The organism is Marinobacter suaedae, assembly GCF_030519635.1.
In the GTDB taxonomy this organism is placed as follows: domain Bacteria; phylum Pseudomonadota; class Gammaproteobacteria; order Pseudomonadales; family Oleiphilaceae; genus Marinobacter; species Marinobacter suaedae.
Genome location: NZ_JAUMIS010000002.1, coordinates 39,661 through 62,649, shown reverse-complemented (window position 1 = coordinate 62,649; position 22,989 = coordinate 39,661). Strand labels below are relative to the sequence as shown.

Genomic DNA, 22,989 nt, shown 5'->3' with positions numbered 1-22,989 from the left:
GCCATGATCGCCATTCTTGGTGCGGGCGCCATGGGGCGGCTCTGGGCCGCCTCCCTGCCTGCCCACGAAACGGCCTTTGTGCCTCGTCCGGGGCAAACGAATACGGCGCCCGTCCACTTCCATTTTCAGGAAGTCGACGGGCAGTCCCGGCAGGTCACCGTATCCTGGCTGAACGCCGCCGACACCCCCGCCCTCGCACTGGTCACCACCAAAGCCGGCGACACGCTGGATGCGATGGAGCACCTTACCAACTGGCTTCCTGCCAGCACACCCATTGTGCTTTTTCAGAACGGACTCGGCAGCCAACAGGCTGTGGCTGAACGATGGGCTGACCGGCCTGTGCTTGCCGCCACAACAACCGAAGGTGCCAATCGTCCAACGCCCGATCAAGTGGTTCATGCCGGGGCCGGCGAAACCTGGATTGGCCCCCTGACCGACTCGGCGGACCAGAAACTCTATGCCGTGGTAGCACGCTTGTCGGTGAGCGGCCTGAGTATCCGGCCCGAACAGGATATCCTTGGCCGACTCTGGAAAAAGCTGGTCATTAACGCGGGCATCAATCCGTTTACCGCCCTGCTGGACTGCCCGAATGGAGACATGCTGTCGACCGACCTCTACCTCAGCCACATAGAAAGTCTGTGCACAGAAATCGCCAACCTGATGAACGCCGTCGGGCGCGGCCCCGCAGATCCGGAAAAGCTTCGGGAAAACATTGAAGCTGTGGCCCGAAGCACAGCGAGAAACACCTCCTCCATGCGCAGCGACGTGCTCAGCGGTAAGCAAACCGAGATCGACTACATTAATGGATACCTTGTCCGATTGGGCCAGTCACGGGGCATCGCGACTCCGGTGAACCAAATGCTGACCGAACAGGTACAACAACTGTCTTCAGGCGAACAGGAGTAAAGAATGGGCAACCGCCTTTCCAAGATTTACACACGAACGGGCGATGACGGATCGACAGGCCTGGCCGACGGTAACCGCATAGCTAAGAATGCCCAGCGAGTCGAAGCGATGGGTACCGCCGATGAACTGAACTGCCACATTGGCCTGTTGATCGAAACCCTGGAAGCCAGCGACCCGCTGAGCGATGTGTTTCGCCGCATCCAGCATCACCTGTTTGACCTCGGTGGAGAATTCGCGATTCCGGGCAGCAAAGTCATCGGCGACGAGCACATCCAGTGGCTGGAGCAGACTCTGGATGCCCACAATGAACACCTCCCGCCATTGAAAAACTTCGTCCTTCCCGGCGGAAATGCTCAAGCCGCCCAATGTCATCTGGCCAGGGCCGTGTGCCGACGGGCGGAACGCATTGTGGTCGCACTGGGCCACGAGGATTCCATCAATTCCGCCTCCCGGCATTATCTGAACCGGTTGTCGGATCTTCTGTTCGTCATCGCACGGGTTCTGGCCCGGCGTGGGGGACGGCAGGAAATTTTGTGGGACCAAAAAAAATCCGGCCTTTAAGCCGGATTTTTATCTGGTCGAATGCCCACCGGGACGCTTCCAGTTATGATGCACTTCAGATCAGCCCGGAGATCACTAGCAGGGCCAGGCCACAAATCCAGACCAGCATGCTTCGATTCAGAAGCTCTCGGATGGCATTCAGGCTACGATGACCAAAATCCGGCCACTCTTTCGGGTGAATCTCGAAAAATCGATCCGGATCCAGGGCATACCCGGTTAACGCGCCGTTGGCCGATATCATGAGAATGTGATCCAGCTTATTGGAAAACTGACTTGGCCCCACAGGCAACTCCCTGAGCCATCCGGCAAGATCACCGGCAATGCCAAAGGTTACAGACAGTACCCGGACCGGCAGCCAGGCCACCACCTCACACAGGAACGTAAAACGGCTCCGGGCTGCAGCCTGGGGCCACTGTTCCTTGAGTGCAACAAGCCCACGGGCCAGCACCGCCAGACCTATCCCGCCGACCACATACCAGAACCCGATCAAAAAGAAGCGCTGAAAAATGGACTGAAGAAAGACTCGCGAGAGAGCCTGGTGCATGGCACCGGGTGCAAACCCCGCCTGGCGTTCTTGCGGGGGAAGCTGATCCTGTATCGACTCCCACGCCTCTCGCATATTGCCACGGCGCCAGGCATCCCCGTACGCTTGGAGCACAGGGGCCCAACCGGGTGCGCCCATAAGCAAAACAAGAACCACGCATTCCATGGGATAAGCAGCAAAACCAAGCCCGATGGAATCCAGTGCCGCCACGAGCAGTCCGGCCGCCAACGACGGGAGTACCGCTAACGCAAGACCGGCACCAATGCCAGCCTCATGCCCCGCCTCAACCTTGCTGCCAAAGTGAAACCACTGGCGCCAAAGCTGATCGCTCGAAAGACGGTCCTGATAATCCAGCTGCCGCCGGATCAGATACGCCAGCAGAAAAACAACCAGAACCATTAAACGCTACTCCTTGTCGCCAGTCCGGGCCAGAATGGCCCGGAATTCCGCCCAGTCGAATGCCGGGCCAGGATCGGTTTTTCTTCCCGGTGCAATATCACAATGCCCGGTCACCCGTTCTTCCGTCACCGAAGGCCAGGCAGCAATAACCATCCTGGCGACCTGTGCCAGCGCGCGGTACTGGTCCGGGGTGTAAGGGATATCGTCAGTGCCTTCCAGCTCAATGCCGACAGAAAAGTCATTGCACTCCTCCTCCCCCTCAAAGCATGAACGCCCTGCATGCCAGGCTCGCTCCAGCAGACTGACAAACTGGACAACGCTGCCATCCCGCCGGATCAGTGCGTGGGCCGACACCTCCACCCCTCGAATGGTCTCGAAAAATGGGTGGGCAGAATGATCCAGCCGATTGCAGAAAAACTCTTCGATTTCCGGGCCACCAAACTGGCCCGGTGGCAGGCTGATATTGTGGACGACTAGCAGGCTGATGGCCGCGCCCTCGGGACGAGGACCAAAGTTAGGGGACGGGCTCCAGCGCGCTTTCGGCAGGCGCCCGGTCTCTCTCAGGGATTGAATGCTTCTGGCAAACTCGTTATCTGACTGAGACACAATAAATCCAAATGCTTTTGTGGCTTACGGGAGCAGCAGATTGAAGCACAAAGGGTTCGGACTGTGCCATTAGTCCTTACGATTACTCCGCAGATTATCAATGATGGATTCCAGTGCGCGGTCAAAAATCAGGCCGTCGTCAAGCATGCCGACCTCTCCGTCAGCCATTGCCCTCGCGAGGCCCTCCCGGTAGAACTCGGCAACTTTGGTACCGTTCCGGTTCACGAAGATGTACTTGCCAGTCACCTTGATGAAAGCTGCCAGCTTGCACCGCACCCTGTTGCCATCCACGGGCAGTTCAATCCAGGACCCGACCCGGAGTGAGTCGGCTTTTGCCAGCCACTGATTGTCGACGGCATCCGGATCGATGGCAGGCTCGGCAGAAGTCGCCTGCTCGGCCTTTTGCGGCGGCTTGGCGACAGCTTCCGACTCGGTTCCAGCCACCTGTTCAGACGAAACCACGCTTTCCTGTGCTGATTCCTCCGACGCCGGCTCCGGTTTTTTCGAAGGCGCCAGCAACCGGTGAAACACATCCACATGGACCAGTTCCAGGTCACGAATCAATGCGTCTGTCGCAAACGGGTCCCAGGAAATTTCCTGAAGCGCTTTTCGCAGGCCATCCACAATTGCCGGAATCGCCCGGAGCAACTGGCTGCGAGTGTCCTCGGACAACGGCCGGGGGTCCACACTCCAGATCAGCTTTTCAGTCATGCGGCAGGCTCCTGCCCAGCGCTCACTGCCGTCTGCTTCCCGGAGCAGCAGGGCCTCCAGGTACTTGGTCCAGGGGCCGTTCAATAAGGCCTTGACCGGTTCAGGCACTTCGCGGTCTGCGATCTGATCCCGGATCATCGCCTGCACATCGTTACCGGCGGTGTCCCGACGGGCGCGCCATTCTTCCTCATCCCGCAGTCGTTGTTCCACCAACTCACGGCGACGACGGTCCAGATCAAGGAAGTGACTAAAGTCCGCCAGCAAATCATCAAACAGGCCGACGTCGTCCGTATATTCGCTGAGTACACGACGGACGATCGCTTCCATCTTTTCCCGCAGCGGATCACTCTGCCCCCGGGGCTTTTCAACCCAGCTAGCCCCGGCCATTGCCAGCTCATTCAGCAGCTTCCGGGTTGGATGACCACCCCGGTTGAAGAAGTTCTTATCCAGCAACGCCACTTTCAGCACCGGGATTTGCAGGTGGCTGATCAGCGCCTTCATCGCCAGGTTCAGTTGCCGGTCTTCGAGAATGAAGTTGAACAGCATGGATACCAGGTTAATCACATCGTGATCCACCTGCCCCACACTGGCGGCCCGGCCGTTTTCTGGCTGCAGAATTGGCTTCAGGAGTTCGTTGAGCGTGACGATCTGATCACTTTCAAACGCAAGTTCCTGGGCCTGCACCTCGTTCAACCGACGCATCAGGCCGGCCGTATCCAGAGCCTCGGGCGCAGCTGCCGATTCGCAGCCTTCCTCGTTCTGGTGCAGCAACTCGCTGAGCTGGGAAAATGTGGAGGCAGGCCCACCCTCAGAGCCGCTCGCCGATGAGGGGCGACCAGTCGACCCTTTACCGGCTGGCGGGCGCTTCAGGTCAGGTAACACACCCTGCTCGGCCAGGGTTTGGTTGGCCTCCTGATAGAACTCACCCAGTGTATCGGCCAATAAACGGTCAAATAGCTTCAAGACGACCAGCTTGGCCCGGATATCGATATCCAGATCGGAACAGGCCTCGGAAACACCGCTACAGATAACCTGCGGACTCAGAGGCATCTGGCTGTCTGACAGGGTAATGGAAGGCGCCAGGTGATTAACCCGGGAGCACAGCAGGCGGATCGGCTCTTCGTAGCGGCTATGTAGCTTGGTGATCAGATTCTCGATGGCCACCTGCTGCTCAAGTTCCGACTGGTCCATAGGATCAAGAAGGTCGCTATCGATTTCTTCCAGCGAGCCGGCATTATGCAACGGGTTGAATCTCCCGAGTTCATTGAAGGCCTGGCTGACGTACTGCAGCATCGACACCATCATCGACTTGCGCCGCAGACGGAGTTCCCGCATGGCATCGAAATAGGCACTCTGATCTCGATTGGAGTCCGCCCGGTCCGCCAGCTCAAACAGCACATCGTCAGAGCGGTCAAAAAAATTGGCCAGCACTTTTTGCAGTGAACGGCCAGACGAATCCCGGAGGCGCACCAGTGCCGGAGGAAGCGAAAACTTCTGGACGGGCTTGCGGTCGGCAAATTGTACGATATTGTTGTTTTGAGCCATGAACCTGCTCCGGAGCTGCCTGAGGCATAATGGTAGAAGATAATGATAAGGCCACTGAACGTCAGCTTGTGTCAGGAAATGTCACCTTTTGTGTCAACCCGAATCCGCAAACAGTCGAGCAGTGATGCCCACAGCGTTTGGCGAATGGACGCCAGCCCATTAAAATCCCCCGTTTCAACGCATTCACCCTGACCGGACCGATACCATGATCCCTGCAGAACTGCTCCGCCAATCCCGCATCGAGTCTGTCGCCCAGAGCCTGAGAGAGGATATCGGTGACGGGGACATCACCGCGCAACTGATTCCCGCCGACAAACACGCGTCCGGCCGGGTAATTACCCGCGAGGATGCCACCATCGCCGGACGGGACTGGGTGAACGAGGTCTTCCGTCAGGTAGACCCGGCCGTCGAGCTGGAATGGCAGGTGAAAGACGGTGATTCCGTCGCCCCAAACCAAGTGCTGTTCCGCATGAAGGGACCAGCGCGCAGCCTGCTGACTGCAGAGCGCTCTGCCCTGAACTGGCTTCAGGCGCTGTCCGGTGTCGCCACCAGCTGCGCACGATACGCAGACCAGGTTGCCCACACCGGCGTTCACCTGCTGGATACCCGAAAAACCCTGCCAGGACTCCGGCTGGCTTCGAAATACGCAGTCACCTGCGGCGGCTGCTACAACCACCGTATCGGTCTGTGGGACGCTTTTCTGATCAAGGAGAACCACATACTGGCATGCGGTTCCATTGCCGAAGCCATTGAAGAAGCCCGACGAATTGCCCCGGGACGCCCGATCGAGGTAGAGACCGAAACACTGGACGAACTGACCCAGGCTCTGGATGCCGGGGCGGACATCATCATGCTGGATGAATTCAGCCTGGCGGATATGCGCACCGCGGTTACCCTTACCGCCGGCCGTGCCAAGCTGGAAGCATCCGGCGGCATAAATGACCAAACCCTGGTGCCCGTGGCGGAAACCGGTGTGGATTATATTTCGATTGGTGCGCTGACCAAGGACATCAAGGCCGTGGACCTGTCCATGCGGCTGGACTGATCAGCCGTCGCTGAGCAAACGGTCAATCGTTTCCAGTTCACGGATCAACGATTGCCCGGATTCTGCCCGCCCGCGAAAATGCTCTTCTGCCATAGGGGCCATGCCTGAGACGCTTGGCAGTGGGTTTTCGTTTTCGACGATGACCTTCATTCGCTCTATGAACACAAACTGCAGCCACTGGGTGAACTCCAGCGTATCGATACAAAACGGTTGTGTACTCTGAAACGCTTCGACGGGAGGCCGCTCGGCCTCCCAGGCACCTAACTGGCGCAGTTCCATCTCAAGGCGAAGCAGGCTGTCAGCAACCTGACCCACCACATCAATGCTTTCGGTCATAACATCCGTCCTAGTCGGCCAGAGGCTCCAGCTCGACCGCTTCACCATGCAACACCCCGAACAGATCCACGTACTGCCGGGTCAGCGCGTGCTTGGGCGCCATATGGATGAGCGGTTGCCGGCTCTGGTGAGATTCTTTCATTTTTACGGAGCTGGACAGGCGCACCGGCAATACCGGCAGGCCTTCCTCCATCAGTTCAAGGACCAACCGCTTGGGCAGACTTGCCCTCGGCTGAAACTGGTTTGCGACAATTCCTTCAACCACCAGATCTTCATTATGGTCTTCCTGCAGATCCCGAATCTCATTCAGGATGTTGTACAGGGCCTGACGAGAGAAGTCATCACAGTCAAAGGGTATCAGGCAGCGCTGCGCGGCGATCAGGGCGGAACGGGTATAGAAGTTCAGCGCCGGAGCGGTATCAATGTAGATGGCATCGAAACTTTCCCCCAATTTTTTCAGGGCTTCCCGAAGCTTGTAGATCTTATGCTTGGCTTCCAGCTTGCGCTCCAGGAAATCCAGCTCCGGGCTCGATGGCATGACAAACAGATTGTCGAAGGGCGTGGCATGGACAAACTCATCCGGGCGGCGATTGAACACCGTAAAGGCCACGGTCTGCTCCAGCATATCAGCCACGGTATCTTTCAGTTCACCAGCGGCCTTTCCCAGCAGGTAATGAGTGGAGTTGCCCTGTGGATCCAGATCCACCACCAGCGTCCGTTTGCCCCGCGCTGCACTGATCGCGGCCAGGTTACAGGTAATGCTGGATTTGCCCACACCGCCTTTCTGATTGAATACCACGCGTCTCATGTCACCTTCCCCTTGATGTTTTATCGTTGTTTGGCCGAACGTGCTTCCTACCAACCCATGACCGATTTAACGAATGGAATGGTCAGCCTGCGCTGCGCCTGAAGCGAATTCTCATCCAGCGTGTCCAGTATGGCCAGCAAATCCCCCAGACGCCGGGGCGCACGCCGCATGATAAAGGTGGCAACATCGTCAGCTATCACCAATCCCCGTTGTTCTGCACGCGCCATGAGAATTCGCAACCGGTCGTCGTCACGGTAAATTCCAAGCTGGATAGTCAGACCATGTCCGAGCCGGGACCTCAGGTCCGGCAGGCAAAAACCCAGCGCCGACGGCACCTCCGACACGCTCACGATCAGCAAGCCCCCTTGATCTTGAACCCGATTGTACAGGTGAAATATCGCTTCTTCCCAAGCCGGCTGTCCCACGACCCGATCGAGGTCGTCCAGGCAGATAATGTCGGCGCCTTCCAAGCCCACTAACGCCTCGGGGCCAAAAGGTTCCAATTCGACAATGCTGATGCAGACGGCCGTACGCCCCTGCCCGTCCGCGTGGTGACATACCGCCTGCAGAAGATGGCTCTTACCCGTATCCGAGTCCCCGCAAATAACCACAACGGGAACCGCTTCGGGTTTTTCGCAGATCAGTTTCAGCCGCAACGCGGCATCGGCATTGCGGTCACCGTGAAAGTTGCCGAATCTCGCATCATCACGGAGCTTGATTCCCAAAGACAGCTGCGACGCATTCACGACCGGGTCGCCCTCCAAGCACGCATTCCCCAGACCAAGGTGTAATGAAGCCCGCTGAATATGGCTGAAATGGCCACCAGCAGGATACCCACCTCAAGAACCCAGGGCTGCATGGGCAGGTCGGCAAGCAAAACGATAATCGCCAGAGCCACCAGAATCTGTATGAATGTATTGATCTTGCCGGGAATACTGGGCTGCATATCAAAGCGTCCAATACCGTAATGATAGGCAAGCGCGCCGCTGACAATCAGCAAGTCGCGCCCTAGCACAAGTCCGAAGAGCCACACAGGGAAAACGCCGGTCAGGGTGAGCACCAGGTAGGCCGTCAGCAAAAGCGCCTTGTCCGCCAGCGGATCGGCGATAGCGCCGAACCGGGAACGCCAGTTGAAGTGACGCGCCAGGAAGCCATCGAACCCGTCGGTTGCTGCCGCCACCATGAAAATCACCAGCGCATACCGATAGTCCTGGGACAGCAACGCGCCCGCAAAAGGCACGATCAGCAACATGCGCAAAAACGTCAGGGCATTGGGAATCCAGCGCCAGCGTTGCAAACTCACAAATACCCCTCCGGAACCGCCTTACTCTCCGTCACCCGTTCCGATGACCGAACCAGGTTGCCATCGATAATACAGTACCTGATAGAGGGATTCGAACGCTTGCTCAGCCTCCTGCTCATCGACTTCCGCCGATTCGTAGGCTACAGGTGATGTAGCTGACTCCGTCGCCGGTGCTCCGACTTCCCCGTCGCCTCCGGTAACCGCTCCATCGGCCACTTCACTCCCTTCATTTGCCTCACTTTCCTGGGACTGGGCAGGAACACTTTCCTTCGCCGGCTCCGAAGTTGCCGCGGGCTGGCTAAGCAGGGATGCCACTTCCTGCTGTTCAAGCGGCACGAAACGGGTATCGAGGGCAATGTATTCCTTGAGCTGGTCCAGTTCACCGGAGAACGCCACCCGCAGGGTCAACTGATTCTCCTTCAAACGGTTGACACCGACCCTGGTAACCGGGGTGAGACCCTGCAGGGCTTTCGTTGCCGAACCATAGTCCGCCAGCGAGCCTACACCACGGAGCACAATGTCCACCTGCGGCGATTCGCCCACATCCGCTGCCGAAACGGCATAGCGATTGGCGTACTGATCCGCCCAGCGATTCACCACTTCCCGGGCCAGCGCTTCCGGTGTTGCTGCAGTCACCGATTGCTCGGCGGAATCCATAGACATACCTTCAAAGACCCAGCCCGCGCGCCACGCACCACCACTTCGACTCACACGCACCAACGCAAGCGCATCATGATCCAGGCTGTCCGACGCGTCCCGGATGCGACCAATAAACTGACCCCAGAGATCCGACAGCAATTCCCGGTTGCCCCGATAGACCTCTGGCGGCAGTGCCACCGGCAGCCCCCGATCGCTGGAGGCCTGTTCAAAAGCCTGCCGCCAGGCAATAGCCGGCATCGCGGGATCCGCATCGGGTGGCACCGGGCTGCTCGTGAGCAAGGTCCGGGCGCCGCGGTCCTCGACCGCTACCCAGGCCAGCGTCAGCGGGCGATTCGCCCCCCAGACCGGGGCATTGATGGAGGCCAGTGCCTGATTGACACCCACCGCACCAAAAGACATCTGCAGTCGGTTTCCACCCGCCTCGTTGCTGAAAAACTGATAGGACAACAACAGAGACTCAGCATCATCCAACAACGCCTCAATGCCCTCGAGTTCCAGAACATCCCGCGAGCCGGACACACGCACAAATACTCTTGCCAGACCGTCGGCATACCCTACCGCCAGCTGCTGGGGCGAGGAACCACTGACGGGAACCTCAACCGAATAAAGGCCGGGCACGGTGACCGCCGAGGCCGGGAAAGCATATGCCGCGAACAAAATACCCATAGCGGCAACCTGCATGACCAGCCTGCGAAAACAGGCTGGAAGTGGTCCTGATCGTGATACAGACATGAAATACCCTGGTGTTCGGATGAATGGCGCATAGGATACACCATGGCCCAAAGCGTGAGTAGCAACCAACAATTGCATAAGAGCAATATTGCCAGCCACTTGGCAACTCGCAAAGCCCCACTCAACAAAGCTCAATTACATTTGGCCCCCCATCCCGCAACTGGTAAAATTCGCCGCCTACTTTTCCACTGCCAACGGTTAATGACTCCCCATGAGCGAACAGAAGCCCTCCCTTACCTACCGTGATGCTGGCGTTGACATTGATGCCGGTAACGAACTCGTCCACCGGATCAAGGATACGGCAGCACGTACACGACGCCCGGAAGTGCTTGGCGGTCTCGGCGGATTCGGCGCCATGGTGTCCATTCCCACCGGGTATAAAGAACCGGTACTGGTCTCCGGAACCGATGGCGTGGGCACCAAGCTGCGCCTGGCCATGCAACTCAAGAAGCACGACAGCATCGGTATCGACCTGGTGGCCATGTGTGTGAACGACCTCGTGGTGGGCGGCGCAGAGCCTCTGTTCTTCCTCGACTACTACGCCACCGGTAAGCTCAACGTGGACGTGGCTGCTCAGGTAGTTGCCGGAATCGGCACCGGTTGCGAGCAAGCTGGCTGTGCGCTGGTTGGTGGCGAAACTGCCGAGATGCCCGGCATGTACGAAGGCGACGACTACGACCTCGCAGGCTTCTGCGTGGGCGTGGCCGAGCGCAGCGAAATCATCGACGGCAGCCGGGTGCAGGCAGGTGATGCGCTGATCGCCCTGGGTTCCTCCGGCCCTCACTCCAATGGCTACTCACTGATTCGCAAGATTCTGGAAGTAAGCAACGCTGACCTGAACCAGCCGATGGGCGATACCACCCTGGCCGATGCACTGATGGCGCCGACCCGCATCTACGTGAAGAACCTGCTGGAGCTGATTCGCAGGGTCGATGTACGCGCGCTGTCTCACATCACCGGCGGCGGCCTGCCCGAGAACATTCCCCGGGTTCTGCCGAAGGGAACCATTGCCGCGATCGATACCGGCAGCTGGACCCTGCCCCCTGTATTCCAGTGGCTGAAAGATGCCGGAGGCGTGGCAAGCGAGGAGATGTACCGCACCTTCAACTGCGGCGTGGGTATGATTGTCTGCGTACCGGCCGACCAGAAAGACCAGGCGCTAAATACCCTTACCGAACTCGGTGAACATGCCTGGCAGGTAGGCGTTATTGAACAGGCCGAAGACACTGGCACCGACGCCGTCGTTCGCTATGCTCCGGGGCTGTTGAATACATGAAGGCAGATCCAGCACCTCAGCCAAGTATTCTGATCCTGGCATCCGGCAGTGGCTCAAACCTTCAGGCGCTGATTGATGCATCCCGGGAGCGTGATTTCCCGGGCAAAATTGTCGCCGTTGGCTGCAACCGGCCCCAGGCATTTGCCCTGGAACGGGCGGCACAGGCCAACATCGAAACCTTCGTGGTTGACCACACCAAGCACCAGTCACGGGAAGAGTTCGATGGTGCCCTGATGGCAGAAATCCTCCGCCACAACCCGGATCTCATCGTGCTCGCCGGCTTCATGCGAATCCTGACCACCGATTTCGTGCGAGCCTTCCGGGGTAAGCTGCTGAACGTGCACCCGTCACTGCTGCCCAAGTACACCGGCTTGAACACCCACCAGCGAGCGCTGGATGCCGGGGAAGCCATACACGGGACATCGATTCACTTCGTCACCGAAGAACTCGACGGCGGCCCCGTCATCGCTCAGGCCGAGGTCCAGGTTCTGCCGGAAGACACCGCCGAGTCCCTGGAAGAGCGGGTTCAGGCCCGGGAGCACGTGCTGTATCCGATCGTTATTCGCTGGTTCTGCGAGGGCCGCATCCAACTGGGCAGCGATTTCGCCATGTTTGATGGCGAACTCCTGAAAAGCCCGATGCGACTGCCTGATAACTGATTCCCACCCTGAACGTATTGTCATCCCTTCCTGCGTGGTAACCCGCTAAACTGTCGCTAACTGTGACAGCATTGGGTTACCACACATGGATTCGTATCGCACACCCGCTAAAACGCTGCCCCGCTTCACCGCCTGGCTCCTGGTCGTCAGTGCCGGCGCTCTAACTACGGCAGCCCACGCCGAGCAACAAACCGAACTGCTCCCCTATGAGGTGACCTACACCGCCTCCATGAACAAGGGCGTCGCCATCGATGGCACCGCCACCCGCACACTCTCACCCCGTGAAGATGGGACCTGGCTCTACCGCACCAAAGTTGATTCGTTCATCGCAGACATTGATGAATCCCTGGTGCTCCGCTGGCAAAACAACCGGGTGATTCCGATCCGCTATCGTTACCGGCTTTCGGGCTTCCTGATCAGGGACCGGAAAGAGTCCATCAATTTTGACTGGGAGTCCGGCAAGGCAACCGGCGAATATAAAAACAAGGACTTTACTCTGGATCTGGAAGACGGCGCGCTCGATCCGCTGGGCCTTCAATTGCAACTCAGCCAGGACATAAAGCGCGGCCAGAAAGACATGACCTACCGAGTGATTGATGGAAACCGGTACGACACAGACCGCTTTGCCATCATTGATCAGGAACCTCTGGACACCTCAAACGGCTCCACCCTTACCCTGAAGGCGGAAAAGATTCGGGAGGAAGACTCCAAGCGGGAAACCCTGATGTGGTTTGCGCCGGAACGGGACTACCTGCTTATTCAGCTCCGGCAGGTGGAGCCGGACGGCAGCACCTACCAGTTGCGACTCACCCAATCCGAGGTGGGGGGTTAAGCCCCGCCCCGGTGCTCGGCCCAGACCCGCTTCACTTCATCGGCGATAATCCGAAGACCTTCGGCCACCCGGTCATCGTCCTGGGAATAGGTGACCCTCAGGCATTCGTGGCGATGACGCCAGCCGTCATCCGGCAATCCGGGGAAGAAGTAGTGACCAGACACCACCAGTACGCCCCTGGCCTTTAGCCGCTGATACAACGCCAGACTGGTCACAGGCAGATCCGGGAACCAGAGCCACAGGAACATGGCGCCTTCGGGCTTATGGATATACCAGCGGCAGTCCGCCTCGCCCATGGCGTCATGGAACACCCCCACCGCCTTTTCCATTTTCTCGCGATAAAACGGACACACTACATCACGGCTGAGACTGAGGATTTCACCGGAACGTACCAGTGGCTCCGCCAGCATCGCCCCGAAGCTTCCCGTGGCCAGATTCATAATGGCATTGATACCGGACAACGCCTTGATAACTGGCTTTGCAGCAATCACGATGCCCGTGCGCGCCGCCGGCAACCCGAGCTTGGACAAACTCAGGCACAGAATAATCTGGTCATTCCAGGTGGGTTTCGCATCCACGAACAGCAGGCTCGGGAACGGGGTGCCGTAGGCACCATCGACAATCAGCGGCACGTCGTGCTCCCGCGCCAAGGCCTCCAGGCGCGCCAGCTCGTCATCCGTCACCACATTCCCGGTCGGGTTGGTCGGTCGGGACACACAAATAGCGCCCGTCTCGCCGGTTACCTCAACGGCGTCGAAATCGACGCGATACTTGAACTCATGCCCGTCGGTGAAGGAAATATCCGGCTGGACCGCCCGGAACAGCCCGGGTTCGATACCTGCGTCGGCATAACCAATATACTCCGGGGCGAGTGGCAGCAGGATGTGCTTGCGCTGGCCGTTGCCGTAGTCACCGCCGAACATGTTAAACAACATGAAAAAGGCGGCCTGGCTGCCATTGGTCAAGGCAATGTTCTCAGGCTCCAGCCCCCAGCCATACTCCCGGTTAAGCAGATCCGCCAGCGACGAAATAAACTGTTTCTCTCCCTGGGGCGGATCGTACACACCCACCAGGCGGCGGACATGCTGGTCGCTGGCGCTCAGTTCCGCCAGTATGGACTGGACCCGCTCCTGTATTTCAGGGATGTGTCCGGGGTTACCTCCCCCCATCATGATCATGTCATCACCGGACGCCATGGCATTGCCCAGATCGTCCATCAGGGAGGTAATGCCGGAATCGGCGGTAAATTTGCGTCCAAAGGTGGAGAGTTTCATTGAGAACAGCCTGTCAAACACACCAGATGGATTAACGGCGCACGCCGCAGGAAAAGTGTAGCCCGGGGTCAGTCGCCCAGGGCAATCCCCAGATTACTGACACCGCCATTGGCCGCATCATCCCTGAGTTTCTCTACGAAAGATTCGGTTGGCGTTCGCTGACGCTTCAGCGACAACACGAGATCACGCTGAAAAGCCTTGTCTTCTTTCATCAGCGGGTGATGATCCAGCACGCGCACCAGATCATCCTCGCTGAGCTCATCCCCCTCCGAGACCTCGATAAAGCTGACCACTGTCGAGGTTGCCAGCTGGGAAGCCTCGGAGGCACGATGACGGGCCGGATTCAGGCGATTCAGCAGCGCCTGCTCCAGCAACTGGCAGAAATCAAACGCGGGATAGACACCGTAGGCGTCGTAAGCATCAACGTCCGGAGACAGGCCTTCGAGCCTGGCCAGCAGCTGCGGAATTGCCGCCTCGCTTGAGCTGTCTTGCAGCAGATCCCAGCCAAGATCCAGCAACTGCCGCATCTTGGCTCCGGTTTTCAGACCGACGGCGTCAGCAAACAGTGCGTAATTGGGAAACGAACGCTCGGCAAGGGCCAGCAGGAAGGCGCATTCGCGCCATCCCTGCAACTGGGAAACGGCTTTCAGAAACTGGTTGGCGTTCATGTCCTGGGCAGGGTTACTCCGGTCTGGCCGAGGTATTTACCACCGCGATCCTTGTAGCTGGTGTCACACACCTCATCGGATTCGAAGAACAGCATCTGGGCTACGCCTTCGTTGGCGTAGATTTTTGCCGGCAGGTTGGTGGTGTTGGAGAATTCCAGAGTCACCTGACCTTCCCACTCGGGCTCCAGCGGCGTGACGTTCACAATGATACCGCACCGGGCATAGGTGGATTTGCCCAGGCAGATGGTGAGCACGTTGCGTGGGATACGGAAATATTCCACGGTGCGTGCCAGTGCGAACGAGTTCGGCGGAATGATGCACACATCACCGGTGTAGTTCACGAAGCTGTTTTCGTCGAAGTTTTTCGGGTCCACGGTCGCCGAATGAACGTTAGTGAAGATCTTGAACTCGTTGCTGCAACGCACGTCGTAGCCGTAGCTCGACGTACCGTAGGAAATAACCCGGCCTTTCTCGGACTCACGGACCTGACCGAATTCAAACGGCTCGATCATGCCCTGCTGCTCGGACATACGGCGAATCCACTTATCGGACTTGATGCTCATTGGTAGAAGTCTCATTCCACTTGAAAAATTGAGGCGTAGTTTACCCGTTACTCGGCAACCTGTCGAAGGTGCGAATGGCGCCCCAATGGGCGTCTGTGCACTCGTTCCGAGCTCAGTGCTCAGTCACCGACACACTGGAAATCGACCCACCGAGATTGCGCTCCCGGGTGGAAAGCTGAGCACCAACCCGGCGGGCAATGTCCCGGTAGCGACGTGCCACCTCGGAATCCGGCTCGGCAATTACTGAGGGATTACCGCCATCGGTCTGCTCGCGGATGGTCATGTGCAGCGGCAACTGGCCCAGCAGCTCGGTGTCGTACTCCTCGGCGATCCGCTCACCACCACCGTGACCGAACAACGGCTCCTCGTGTCCGCAGTTGCTGCAGATGTGCACACTCATGTTTTCGACCACACCCAGCACCGGAATGTCGACCTTACGGAACATCTCGATGCCCTTCTTACCGTCCAGCAGGGCAATGTCCTGCGGCGTGGTCACAATCACTGCTCCGGTCACGGGGACCTTCTGGGCCAGAGTCAGCTGAATGTCGCCGGTGCCCGGCGGCATATCCACGATCAGATAGTCGAGCTCATCCCAGAGCGTCTGCTGCAGCAACTGCAACACGGCGCCACTCACCATCGGCCCGCGCCAGACCATGGGTGTCTTCTCGGTCACCACAAAGGCCATGGAGTTGGCCTGCAGGCCATGCACCGGCATAGGCACGAAGTACTTATTCTCCCGGGTATCCGGGCGCTTGCCCTCGGGCACACCCAGCATCATGCCAATGCTGGGTCCATAGATGTCGGCGTCCAGGATGCCTACCCGCGCCCCTTCGGCCTGCAGCGCGAGCGCCAGATTCACAGCTGTCGTGGATTTACCCACTCCACCCTTGCCGGATGCCACAGCAATAATGTTCTTCACACCCGGAACAGAAGGAAGATCTTTCTGCACCTTGTACGAATGGATTTTCTGGCCTACCTGAACGTCGGCACTTTCCACACCGTCAACGTTTTCCAGCGCCACGGCCACCAGCTGCTTCAGGGCGCCGGCAATGCCCGCTGACGGATATGGCAGCTCGACCACCAACTTAACCTCACCGGATTCACTGGATTCAAGGGCTTTAACAGCGCCGAGTTCGTACAAATCCTTACCAAGGTACGGGTCACGATATTCTTTGATGGCCGCCTGCAGAGCCTGCTCTGAAATCTGTGTCATCGGGGTCTCCGAAAGTGTCTCAAGCGATGTTCCGACGCCGTGAAAAGAACGGCGTATAAACAATTACCTGCCGTTCAGGGCTTCCAATGGCATGGAAACAGGTGATCTGGGTGAAAATTATCTGGGCGGAAGGTATCATTTGTGCCCGTTTCTGACCACACAACCCCTTATTTTCTGATGAAAGGTTCGGACACACCATGACGCAAGCGAGTGCAAAGCAACAGCGCGACATTCTGGTTACCAGCGCACTGCCCTACGCCAACGGCCCGATTCACCTGGGTCACCTGCTGGAATACATTCAGACCGACATCTGGGTACGCTACCAGAACATGCGGGGCCAGAACTGTTACTACGTTTGCGCCGACGACGCCCACGGTACGGCGATCATGCTGCGAGCCGAGCGTGAAGGCATTACCTCCGAGCAGCTGATTGACCGGATTCGCGAGGAACACCAGCAGGACTTCGCCGGTTTCCACATTCGGTTCGACAACTATTACACCACGCACTCGGAAGAGAACCGTCAGTTTTCCGAGTACATCTACCGCCAGCTTCAGGAAAACGGCCACATTGCCACGCGCAAGATCACCCAGTCGTACGATCCTGAAAAGAACATGTTCCTGGCAGACCGGTTTATTAAAGGCACCTGCCCCAAGTGCAAAACCGAAGACCAGTACGGCGACAACTGCGAAGCCTGTGGCGCCACCTACACCCCGGCAGAACTGATCAACCCGGTTTCTGCCGTGTCCGGCGCCACGCCGATCGAGAAGGAGTCCGAACACTACTTCTTCAAACTGCCGGACTTCGCTGACTTCCTGGCAAACTGGACCCGTAGCGGCACCCTACAGCCGCAGGTAGCCAACAAGCTGGCCGAATGGCTGGATGCCGGACTGCAGGAATGGGACATCTCCCGGGATGCCCCCTACTTCGGTTTCGAAATTCCGGATGCCCCTGGCAAGTATTTCTACGTGTGGCTGGACGCGCCCATCGGCTACCTGGCCAGCTTCAAGAACCTGTGTAACCGTGAAAACATCGACTTCGAGCACTTTTGGAAGACCGATTCCACCGCCGAGGTGTACCACTTCATCGGTAAGGACATCATCAACTTCCACGCCCTGTTCTGGCCGTCGATGCTGCACGATGCGGGCTTCCGAACACCAACCGCGGTCTGGGCCCACGGTTTTGTGACCGTGAACGGCAAGAAGATGTCCAAGTCCCGTGGCACCTTCATCATGGCGCGCACCTATCTGGATCACCTGAATCCGGAATACCTGCGTTACTACTTCGCCGCCAAGCTGACCAGCGGTGTCGATGACATGGACCTGAACCTGGAAGATTTCGCCGCCCGGGTGAACTCCGACCTGGTTGGCAAAGTGGTCAACATTGCCAGCCGCAGTGCCGGATTCATCACCAAGCGTTTCAACGGGCAGCTCGGTCAGGTGACAGAAGTCGAACGCCTGAGGGAATTCATCGATGCCGGCAAGGAAATTGAAGAATTCTACGAAGCCCGAGAGTTTGGCCGCGCCATGCGCCGCATCATGGAACTTGCGGACACCGCCAACCAGTATGTGAACGACGAGCAGCCGTGGGTAATCGCCAAGCAGGAAGGTCACGACGAGAAGCTGCAGGCCATCTGCACCAACGCTATCAATATGTTCCGCCTGCTGATGACATACCTGGCTCCGGTACTGCCAAAAACAGCGGAAGCCTCTGAGCATTTCCTCAGCGCCAAGCTGGACTGGAACAACCGCGAGCAGTTGCTGGAAAATCACCACATCAACAAGTTCAAGCCACTGATGAACCGCGTGGATATGAGCCAGATTGAAAAGATGCTGGACGATTCCAGGGAAGAGCTGCCCGCTCCAGCCCACAAGCAAGACCCCAAGCAGGAAGAGGAAAGCAAGCTGGAACCGGTCGCCGACGAAATCGAGTTCGGTGACTTCGCCAAGGTCGACCTGCGCGTGGCCAAAATTGTCAAAGCCGAGCACGTCGAGGGCGCTGACAAACTGCTGCGCCTGACCCTCGATATCGGCCACGGTGACAAAAACGTGTTCGCTGGCATCAAGTCCGCCTACCGGCCGGAAGACCTGGAAGGCCGCCTGACGGTCATGGTGGCGAACCTGAAGCCGCGTAAGATGAAGTTCGGCCTGTCCGAAGGCATGGTTCTGGCAGCCGGCCCCGGGGGCAAGGATATCTTCATCCTGTCACCGGACTCCGGCGCGACACCCGGCATGCGGATCATGTAATTCACTGGCGAGGCTGAGCAGTACCGATGACGGAATATCTACTGATCCTGGTGAGCACCATTCTGGTGAACAACTTTGTACTGGTGCAGTTCCTGGGGCTTTGCCCGTTCATGGGGGTTTCCGGCAAGCTGGAAACCGCCATGGGCATGTCCCTGGCCACCACCTTTGTTCTGACTCTGTCATCAGTGTGCAGCTATCTGGCCTACACCTACCTGCTGGCGCCACTGGATCTGGCCTTTCTGAAAACCATCACCTTTATCCTGGTGATTGCGGTGGTGGTTCAGTTCACCGAGATGGTGGTACGCAAGACCAGCCCCCTGCTCTATCGGGTACTGGGTATCTTCCTGCCCCTGATTACCACCAACTGCGCGGTACTGGGGGTGGCGCTGCTTAACCTCAACAAGAACAACAACTTTGTCGAATCGGTACTGTATGGCTTCGGGGCAGCAGCTGGCTTCTCGCTGGTACTGGTGCTGTTTGCCGCCATGCGCGAACGGATTGCGGTGTCTGATGTGCCGGTTGCGTTCCGGGGCGCGGCCATTGGCATGGTGACTGCGGGTTTGATGTCGCTGGCGTTCCTGGGCTTTACCGGCCTGGTCAGCGTGTAACGGAGACAGGTTGTATGTGGACGGGCATTGTCATCGCAGTTCTGGTGCTGCTCACCCTCGCCCTCGTGTTTGGCGGGTTGCTGGGCTTTGCCTCCGAACGCTTCCGGGTTGAAGGCAACCCGCTGGTCGACCAGATCGATTCGTTGCTGCCCCAGACCCAGTGTGGCCAGTGCGGGTTCCCCGGCTGCCGCCCCTACGCCGAGTCCATTGCCGACGGCGACGCCATCAACAAGTGCCCACCCGGTGGTGAATCAACGATCAAGGCCCTGGCGGACCTGCTGGACGTGGAGCCCCAACCGCTGGATGCCGAGCACGGCGTCGAGCAGGAAAAGCGGGTCGCGGTCATCCGCGAGGACGAATGTATCGGCTGCACCAAGTGCATCCAGGCCTGCCCGGTTGATGCCATTCTGGGCGCTGCCAAGCACATGCATACGGTCATCGAGAGCGAGTGCACCGGCTGTGACCTGTGCGTAGAGCCCTGCCCGGTAGACTGCATCGACATGGTTACCGTCGAACCGGATATCCGTACCTGGACCTGGTCCGCGCCAGCCAAAAACCTGATCGCCACCGACCGCCAGGGAGCCAGAGCCTGATGACACAGTTTTGGGAGTTTCCCGGCGGTATCCACCCGGCCGAGAACAAACATCAGTCGACCCAGCGCCCCATTCGTCAGGCGGGACTGCCCGACCAGCTGGTTGTCCCGCTGCAACAGCATATTGGCGAACCCGCGCAGGTTCTGGTCAAGGTTGGCGACCGGGTTCAGAAAGGCGACAAACTGGCCGAAGTGACCAGCGGCCTGGGTGTCCCCGTCCATGCGCCCACCTCAGGCATTATTGAAGCCATCAGCCTTCAGCCCGTTCCCCACCCCTCGGGCATGCAAGACTGGTGTGTGACGCTGCGGCCCGATGGAGAGGATGAGTGGAGAAAACGCCACCCCATCAAGGATTACCGGGCCCTCGAGCGGGATCAGGTACTGGGCCTGATTCGCGAGGCCGGCATCTCCGGACTTGGCGGCGCTGGATTTCCCACCAACGTCAAACTGCGACCGCCCCGGGACCGAAAAGTCAGCACCCTGATCCTCAACGGTGCCGAGTGCGAGCCGTACATCACCGCCGACGACATGACCATGCGCGAAAAAGCCGCCGACATCGTGGCTGGCCTGAAGGTCATGGCCTGGATTCTGCGCCCTGAGCGCTGTGTCATTGCCATTGAGGACAACAAACCCGAGGCCATAGAGTCGATCAACAGGGCCATTCAGGGCACCCAGATAGAACTGGCGGTAATCCCGACCAAATACCCGTCCGGTGGAGAGAAACAGCTGATTCACATCCTGACCGGGATGGAAGTGCCCAGCGGCGGCATTCCGGCGGACATAGGCGTGATGTGTCAGAACATCGGAACGGCCGTAGCGGTGGCTGACGCAATATTTGAGGACAGGCCTCTGGTTTCCCGGATTGTCACCATCACCGGAGAAGGCGTTGCGGAACCGGGCAACTTCGAAGCTCTGATCGGTACGCCGATATCGTACCTCCTGGAACAGGCCGGCCTCGATGCCGAACGTACCAACCGACTGGTGCTCGGTGGCCCCATGATGGGGTACACGCTCAACAGCGCGGCTGTTCCGGTGGTCAAGACCAGCAACTGTGTGATCGCCGCCACCAGCGCCGAATTACCTGTACCGCCGCCAGAACAGCCATGCATCCGGTGCGGCGAATGTGCGCTGGCCTGCCCCATGGAACTGCTTCCGCAGCAACTGTTCTGGCACGCCAAGGCGGGCGAGTTTGAAAAGGCCGAGCACCTTAACCTGTTCGACTGCATTGAATGCGGGGCCTGCTCTTACGTCTGCCCGAGCTCCATTCCGCTGGTACAGTATTACCGGCACGCCAAGGGCGAAATCCGTGTACAGCGGTCAGAGCAGGAAAAAGCCGATCGAGCGCGGGAGCGTTTCGAGGCCCGTCAGGAACGGCTGGAGCGGGAAAAACGCGAGAAAGAACAGCGCCGGAAAGAACGAGCCAAAGCTGCGGCCGAGGCACAGGCAAAGAAGAAAGCCCAGGCCGAACAGTCCGCGCCCTCGGCAGATGGCGACACCGACGAACGGGCTGCCAAGGCTGCGCTGGTTCAACAGGCATTGGCTCGCAAGAAGGCCAAGGCAGAAGCCAATACCAGCGAAGCGGCACACGATAAGCCCGCACCGGACGCACCAGACATTGAAACCCTCGAAAAACAACTGGCACAGGCCCAGGCCAAGCTCCGTAATATGGGGGACATGCTGAAAGAAGCCCGGAGCAAAGAGGCCGACAACGTGGACAAACTCCAGCGGGCCGTCAGCAAAAATCAGGATCGTGTAAAGCGCGCCGAAGAGGCTCTCGCTGAGGCCCGCCAACAACAGGCTGGCCAAACCCAATCCCAGTCAAACGAATAACCGATTTCAGGCACTATATTCATGTCGTTCGTTCAACAGTCTTCACCTCACGCCCGCCAGGCCCGCCCGACGTCCCGAGTGATGCTGTGGGTCATTATTGCGGCGTTGCCGGGACTGCTCGCGCAAACCCTGTTCTTTGGCTGGGGAAATCTGATCAATGTGGTCTGGTGTGTTGGGGTTGCCATGGCAAGCGAGGCCGCCGTACTCAAACTGCGCGGCAAGCCGGTGGCCTTCTTCCTGAAAGACAACACCGCCGCCGTTACCGGGCTTCTGCTTGGCTTATCGCTACCGCAGTTTACGCCCTGGTGGGTATCCGCCACGGCGGTCATTTCCGCCATTGTGGTGGCCAAGCAGCTGTACGGGGGGCTTGGTTCCAACCCGTTTAACCCGGCGATGGTGGGCTACGCCCTCGTGCTCATTTCCTTTCCGGTGGCCATGACTACCAACTGGGCTCAGCCAGTCATGCTGTCGGGCGGTACTCCCGGATTTGGCGAAACCCTGTCTGCCATCGCCTCCGGCCAGCAAACGGTGATCGACGGCTGGACCATGGCCACGCCCCTGGACGAGTACAAGCACAAGATTGCCTCCTTCACCTCCTCTGAAGTGCTCGAACACCCCTCCTTCGGAGAGGGCGTTGCACTGGGATGGGAATGGGTGAACGGCGCATTCCTGGCGGGTGGACTGCTGCTGATCGGTTTACGCGTGATCACCTGGCACATTCCCGTGAGCTTCCTGGCCGCTCTCACCTTTATGAGCCTGGCCTTTGGCAGCAACGCGGACGAATACGCGCCCCTGTCCCTGCACCTGCTGGCAGGTGCGACCATGTTCGGAGCGTTTTTTATTGCCACCGATCCAGTGTCGGCGGCCACAAGTCGTCAGGGGAAACTGATTTACGGTGCAGGCATTGGTGTTCTGATCTACATCATCCGGACCTGGGGCAACTACCCGGATGCGGTAGCCTTCGCCGTTCTGCTGATGAATTTCGCCGTACCCTTTATCGACCACTACACGCCACCGCGAACTTACGGACACCACAAGCCTCGCCGTGGTGTGCCAGGCCGGAGCCGGGGATAAG

The 22,989-nt window shown here is 58.6% G+C and carries 23 protein-coding genes; 11 read left to right on the top strand and 12 right to left on the bottom strand.

All coding sequences use genetic code 11. The features are described 5' to 3' along the window. The first annotated feature begins 3 nt into the window (after positions 1 to 3). Positions 4 to 906, top strand: a complete 903-nt coding sequence (locus QVZ43_RS09115; RefSeq protein WP_302909697.1) for a ketopantoate reductase family protein — start codon at positions 4 to 6, stop codon at positions 904 to 906. Between the two features lie 3 nt (positions 907 to 909). Then, complete coding sequence (locus tag QVZ43_RS09110) at positions 910 to 1,467, top strand: cob(I)yrinic acid a,c-diamide adenosyltransferase (RefSeq protein ID WP_302909696.1); 558 nt, start codon at positions 910 to 912, stop codon at positions 1,465 to 1,467. 55 nt (positions 1,468 to 1,522) lie between these two features. Here the strand turns inward: QVZ43_RS09110 and QVZ43_RS09105 are convergent, their stop codons facing one another. From QVZ43_RS09105 to QVZ43_RS09095, 3 genes are all read right to left on the bottom strand, one after another. Then, entirely contained in the window at positions 1,523 to 2,410 is an 888-nt protein-coding gene (locus QVZ43_RS09105) for a histidine kinase (RefSeq protein ID WP_302909695.1), read from the bottom strand. A gap of 6 nt (positions 2,411 to 2,416) precedes the next feature. Beyond that, a complete protein-coding gene (ampD, locus tag QVZ43_RS09100) occupies positions 2,417 to 2,983 on the bottom strand; it encodes a 1,6-anhydro-N-acetylmuramyl-L-alanine amidase AmpD (protein ID WP_302910638.1) in 567 nt (188 codons plus the stop codon). A gap of 102 nt (positions 2,984 to 3,085) precedes the next feature. Then, the gene (locus QVZ43_RS09095) at positions 3,086 to 5,272 is read right to left on the bottom strand and encodes a DUF1631 domain-containing protein (RefSeq protein WP_302909694.1); all 2,187 of its coding nucleotides are present in this window, start codon (positions 5,270 to 5,272) and stop codon (positions 3,086 to 3,088) included. A gap of 205 nt (positions 5,273 to 5,477) precedes the next feature. Between QVZ43_RS09095 and nadC the strand changes: the two genes are divergently transcribed. Beyond that, positions 5,478 to 6,317: a carboxylating nicotinate-nucleotide diphosphorylase gene (gene nadC / locus QVZ43_RS09090; RefSeq protein WP_302909693.1), complete on the top strand. Its 840-nt coding sequence runs from the start codon at positions 5,478 to 5,480 to the stop codon at positions 6,315 to 6,317. Here nadC and QVZ43_RS09085 read toward each other — a convergent pair whose 3' ends face one another. The 5 genes from QVZ43_RS09085 to QVZ43_RS09065 are packed head-to-tail and all read right to left on the bottom strand — an operon-like array spanning position 6,318 to position 10,090. Then, the gene (locus tag QVZ43_RS09085) at positions 6,318 to 6,653 is read right to left on the bottom strand and encodes a YqcC family protein (protein ID WP_223795420.1); all 336 of its coding nucleotides are present in this window, start codon (positions 6,651 to 6,653) and stop codon (positions 6,318 to 6,320) included. Between the two features lie 10 nt (positions 6,654 to 6,663). Next, entirely contained in the window at positions 6,664 to 7,461 is a 798-nt protein-coding gene (locus QVZ43_RS09080; protein WP_223795419.1) for a ParA family protein, read from the bottom strand. Positions 7,462 to 7,508: 47 nt separating this feature from the next. Beyond that, positions 7,509 to 8,207, bottom strand: a complete 699-nt coding sequence (gene hda, locus QVZ43_RS09075; RefSeq protein ID WP_223795418.1) for a DnaA regulatory inactivator Hda — start codon at positions 8,205 to 8,207, stop codon at positions 7,509 to 7,511. Further along, complete coding sequence (locus QVZ43_RS09070; RefSeq protein ID WP_223795417.1) at positions 8,204 to 8,764, bottom strand: CDP-alcohol phosphatidyltransferase family protein; 561 nt, start codon at positions 8,762 to 8,764, stop codon at positions 8,204 to 8,206. The genes hda and QVZ43_RS09070 overlap by 4 nt, the downstream gene beginning before the upstream one ends. Before the next feature lie 21 nt (positions 8,765 to 8,785). Beyond that, the gene (locus QVZ43_RS09065; protein ID WP_302909692.1) at positions 8,786 to 10,090 is read right to left on the bottom strand and encodes a DUF2066 domain-containing protein; all 1,305 of its coding nucleotides are present in this window, start codon (positions 10,088 to 10,090) and stop codon (positions 8,786 to 8,788) included. 277 nt (positions 10,091 to 10,367) lie between these two features. Here QVZ43_RS09065 and purM point away from each other — a divergent pair, with 277 nt between their 5' ends. The 3 genes from purM (at position 10,368) to QVZ43_RS09050 (ending at position 12,923) form a co-directional block, all read left to right on the top strand. Beyond that, positions 10,368 to 11,432, top strand: coding sequence for a phosphoribosylformylglycinamidine cyclo-ligase (purM, locus tag QVZ43_RS09060; protein WP_302909691.1), 1,065 nt, complete (start codon positions 10,368 to 10,370; stop codon positions 11,430 to 11,432). Beyond that, positions 11,429 to 12,091 (top strand): phosphoribosylglycinamide formyltransferase, encoded by a 663-nt coding sequence (purN, locus tag QVZ43_RS09055; protein WP_302909690.1) that lies wholly within the window; start codon positions 11,429 to 11,431, stop codon positions 12,089 to 12,091. Before purM ends, purN begins: the two co-directional genes overlap by 4 nt. 85 nt (positions 12,092 to 12,176) lie before the next feature. After that, positions 12,177 to 12,923: a DUF3108 domain-containing protein gene (locus QVZ43_RS09050; RefSeq protein WP_302909689.1), complete on the top strand. Its 747-nt coding sequence runs from the start codon at positions 12,177 to 12,179 to the stop codon at positions 12,921 to 12,923. Here the strand turns inward: QVZ43_RS09050 and QVZ43_RS09045 are convergent. From QVZ43_RS09045 to apbC, 4 genes are all read right to left on the bottom strand, one after another. Continuing rightward, positions 12,920 to 14,197 carry a valine--pyruvate transaminase gene (locus QVZ43_RS09045; protein WP_302909688.1) on the bottom strand — a complete coding sequence of 426 codons (1,278 nt, stop codon included), beginning with the start codon at positions 14,195 to 14,197 and terminating at the stop codon, positions 12,920 to 12,922. The two genes, QVZ43_RS09050 and QVZ43_RS09045, sit on opposite strands and share 4 nt — an antisense overlap. A 68-nt stretch (positions 14,198 to 14,265) precedes the next feature. Further along, positions 14,266 to 14,865 (bottom strand): YjaG family protein, encoded by a 600-nt coding sequence (locus QVZ43_RS09040; RefSeq protein ID WP_302909687.1) that lies wholly within the window; start codon positions 14,863 to 14,865, stop codon positions 14,266 to 14,268. Continuing rightward, the gene (gene dcd, locus QVZ43_RS09035) at positions 14,862 to 15,428 is read right to left on the bottom strand and encodes a dCTP deaminase (protein ID WP_223795410.1); all 567 of its coding nucleotides are present in this window, start codon (positions 15,426 to 15,428) and stop codon (positions 14,862 to 14,864) included. Before dcd ends, QVZ43_RS09040 begins: the two co-directional genes overlap by 4 nt. A gap of 112 nt (positions 15,429 to 15,540) precedes the next feature. Beyond that, positions 15,541 to 16,641 (bottom strand): iron-sulfur cluster carrier protein ApbC, encoded by a 1,101-nt coding sequence (apbC, locus tag QVZ43_RS09030; RefSeq protein ID WP_302909686.1) that lies wholly within the window; start codon positions 16,639 to 16,641, stop codon positions 15,541 to 15,543. 197 nt (positions 16,642 to 16,838) lie between these two features. On the opposite strand from apbC, the gene metG reads away from it, so the two are divergent. The 5 genes from metG to rsxD are packed head-to-tail and all read left to right on the top strand — an operon-like array spanning position 16,839 to position 22,988. Then, a complete protein-coding gene (metG, locus tag QVZ43_RS09025; RefSeq protein ID WP_302909685.1) occupies positions 16,839 to 18,884 on the top strand; it encodes a methionine--tRNA ligase in 2,046 nt (681 codons plus the stop codon). A gap of 26 nt (positions 18,885 to 18,910) precedes the next feature. Continuing rightward, positions 18,911 to 19,492 (top strand): electron transport complex subunit RsxA, encoded by a 582-nt coding sequence (rsxA, locus tag QVZ43_RS09020; protein WP_041342626.1) that lies wholly within the window; start codon positions 18,911 to 18,913, stop codon positions 19,490 to 19,492. Positions 19,493 to 19,506: 14 nt separating this feature from the next. Next, positions 19,507 to 20,085 (top strand): electron transport complex subunit RsxB, encoded by a 579-nt coding sequence (gene rsxB, locus QVZ43_RS09015; RefSeq protein WP_302909684.1) that lies wholly within the window; start codon positions 19,507 to 19,509, stop codon positions 20,083 to 20,085. Further along, positions 20,085 to 21,914 carry an electron transport complex subunit RsxC gene (rsxC, locus tag QVZ43_RS09010; protein ID WP_302909683.1) on the top strand — a complete coding sequence of 610 codons (1,830 nt, stop codon included), beginning with the start codon at positions 20,085 to 20,087 and terminating at the stop codon, positions 21,912 to 21,914. The genes rsxB and rsxC overlap by 1 nt, the downstream gene beginning before the upstream one ends. 21 nt (positions 21,915 to 21,935) lie before the next feature. After that, the gene (rsxD, locus tag QVZ43_RS09005; protein WP_302909682.1) at positions 21,936 to 22,988 is read left to right on the top strand and encodes an electron transport complex subunit RsxD; all 1,053 of its coding nucleotides are present in this window, start codon (positions 21,936 to 21,938) and stop codon (positions 22,986 to 22,988) included. Position 22,989: the final 1 nt, after the last annotated feature.

Excerpts from the sequence above, each read along its gene's own strand:
- rsxC (WP_302909683.1), top strand. The coding sequence starts at position 20,085 with ATGACACAGTTTTGGGAGTTTCCCGGCGGTATCCACCCGGCCGAGAAC.
- QVZ43_RS09105 (WP_302909695.1), bottom strand. The coding sequence starts at position 2,410 with ATGGTTCTGGTTGTTTTTCTGCTGGCGTATCTGATCCGGCGGCAGCTG.
- nadC (WP_302909693.1), top strand. The coding sequence starts at position 5,478 with ATGATCCCTGCAGAACTGCTCCGCCAATCCCGCATCGAGTCTGTCGCC.
- dcd (WP_223795410.1), bottom strand. The coding sequence starts at position 15,428 with ATGAGCATCAAGTCCGATAAGTGGATTCGCCGTATGTCCGAGCAGCAG.
- metG (WP_302909685.1), top strand. The coding sequence starts at position 16,839 with ATGACGCAAGCGAGTGCAAAGCAACAGCGCGACATTCTGGTTACCAGC.
- QVZ43_RS09085 (WP_223795420.1), bottom strand. The coding sequence starts at position 6,653 with ATGACCGAAAGCATTGATGTGGTGGGTCAGGTTGCTGACAGCCTGCTT.
- QVZ43_RS09115 (WP_302909697.1), top strand. The coding sequence starts at position 4 with ATGATCGCCATTCTTGGTGCGGGCGCCATGGGGCGGCTCTGGGCCGCC.
- QVZ43_RS09065 (WP_302909692.1), bottom strand. The coding sequence starts at position 10,090 with ATGGGTATTTTGTTCGCGGCATATGCTTTCCCGGCCTCGGCGGTCACC.
- QVZ43_RS09045 (WP_302909688.1), bottom strand. The coding sequence starts at position 14,197 with ATGAAACTCTCCACCTTTGGACGCAAATTTACCGCCGATTCCGGCATT.
- purN (WP_302909690.1), top strand. The coding sequence starts at position 11,429 with ATGAAGGCAGATCCAGCACCTCAGCCAAGTATTCTGATCCTGGCATCC.
- QVZ43_RS09110 (WP_302909696.1), top strand. The coding sequence starts at position 910 with ATGGGCAACCGCCTTTCCAAGATTTACACACGAACGGGCGATGACGGA.
- rsxD (WP_302909682.1), top strand. The coding sequence starts at position 21,936 with ATGTCGTTCGTTCAACAGTCTTCACCTCACGCCCGCCAGGCCCGCCCG.
- QVZ43_RS09050 (WP_302909689.1), top strand. The coding sequence starts at position 12,177 with ATGGATTCGTATCGCACACCCGCTAAAACGCTGCCCCGCTTCACCGCC.
- apbC (WP_302909686.1), bottom strand. The coding sequence starts at position 16,641 with ATGACACAGATTTCAGAGCAGGCTCTGCAGGCGGCCATCAAAGAATAT.
- QVZ43_RS09080 (WP_223795419.1), bottom strand. The coding sequence starts at position 7,461 with ATGAGACGCGTGGTATTCAATCAGAAAGGCGGTGTGGGCAAATCCAGC.
- rsxA (WP_041342626.1), top strand. The coding sequence starts at position 18,911 with ATGACGGAATATCTACTGATCCTGGTGAGCACCATTCTGGTGAACAAC.
- QVZ43_RS09095 (WP_302909694.1), bottom strand. The coding sequence starts at position 5,272 with ATGGCTCAAAACAACAATATCGTACAATTTGCCGACCGCAAGCCCGTC.
- rsxB (WP_302909684.1), top strand. The coding sequence starts at position 19,507 with ATGTGGACGGGCATTGTCATCGCAGTTCTGGTGCTGCTCACCCTCGCC.
- purM (WP_302909691.1), top strand. The coding sequence starts at position 10,368 with ATGAGCGAACAGAAGCCCTCCCTTACCTACCGTGATGCTGGCGTTGAC.
- QVZ43_RS09040 (WP_302909687.1), bottom strand. The coding sequence starts at position 14,865 with ATGAACGCCAACCAGTTTCTGAAAGCCGTTTCCCAGTTGCAGGGATGG.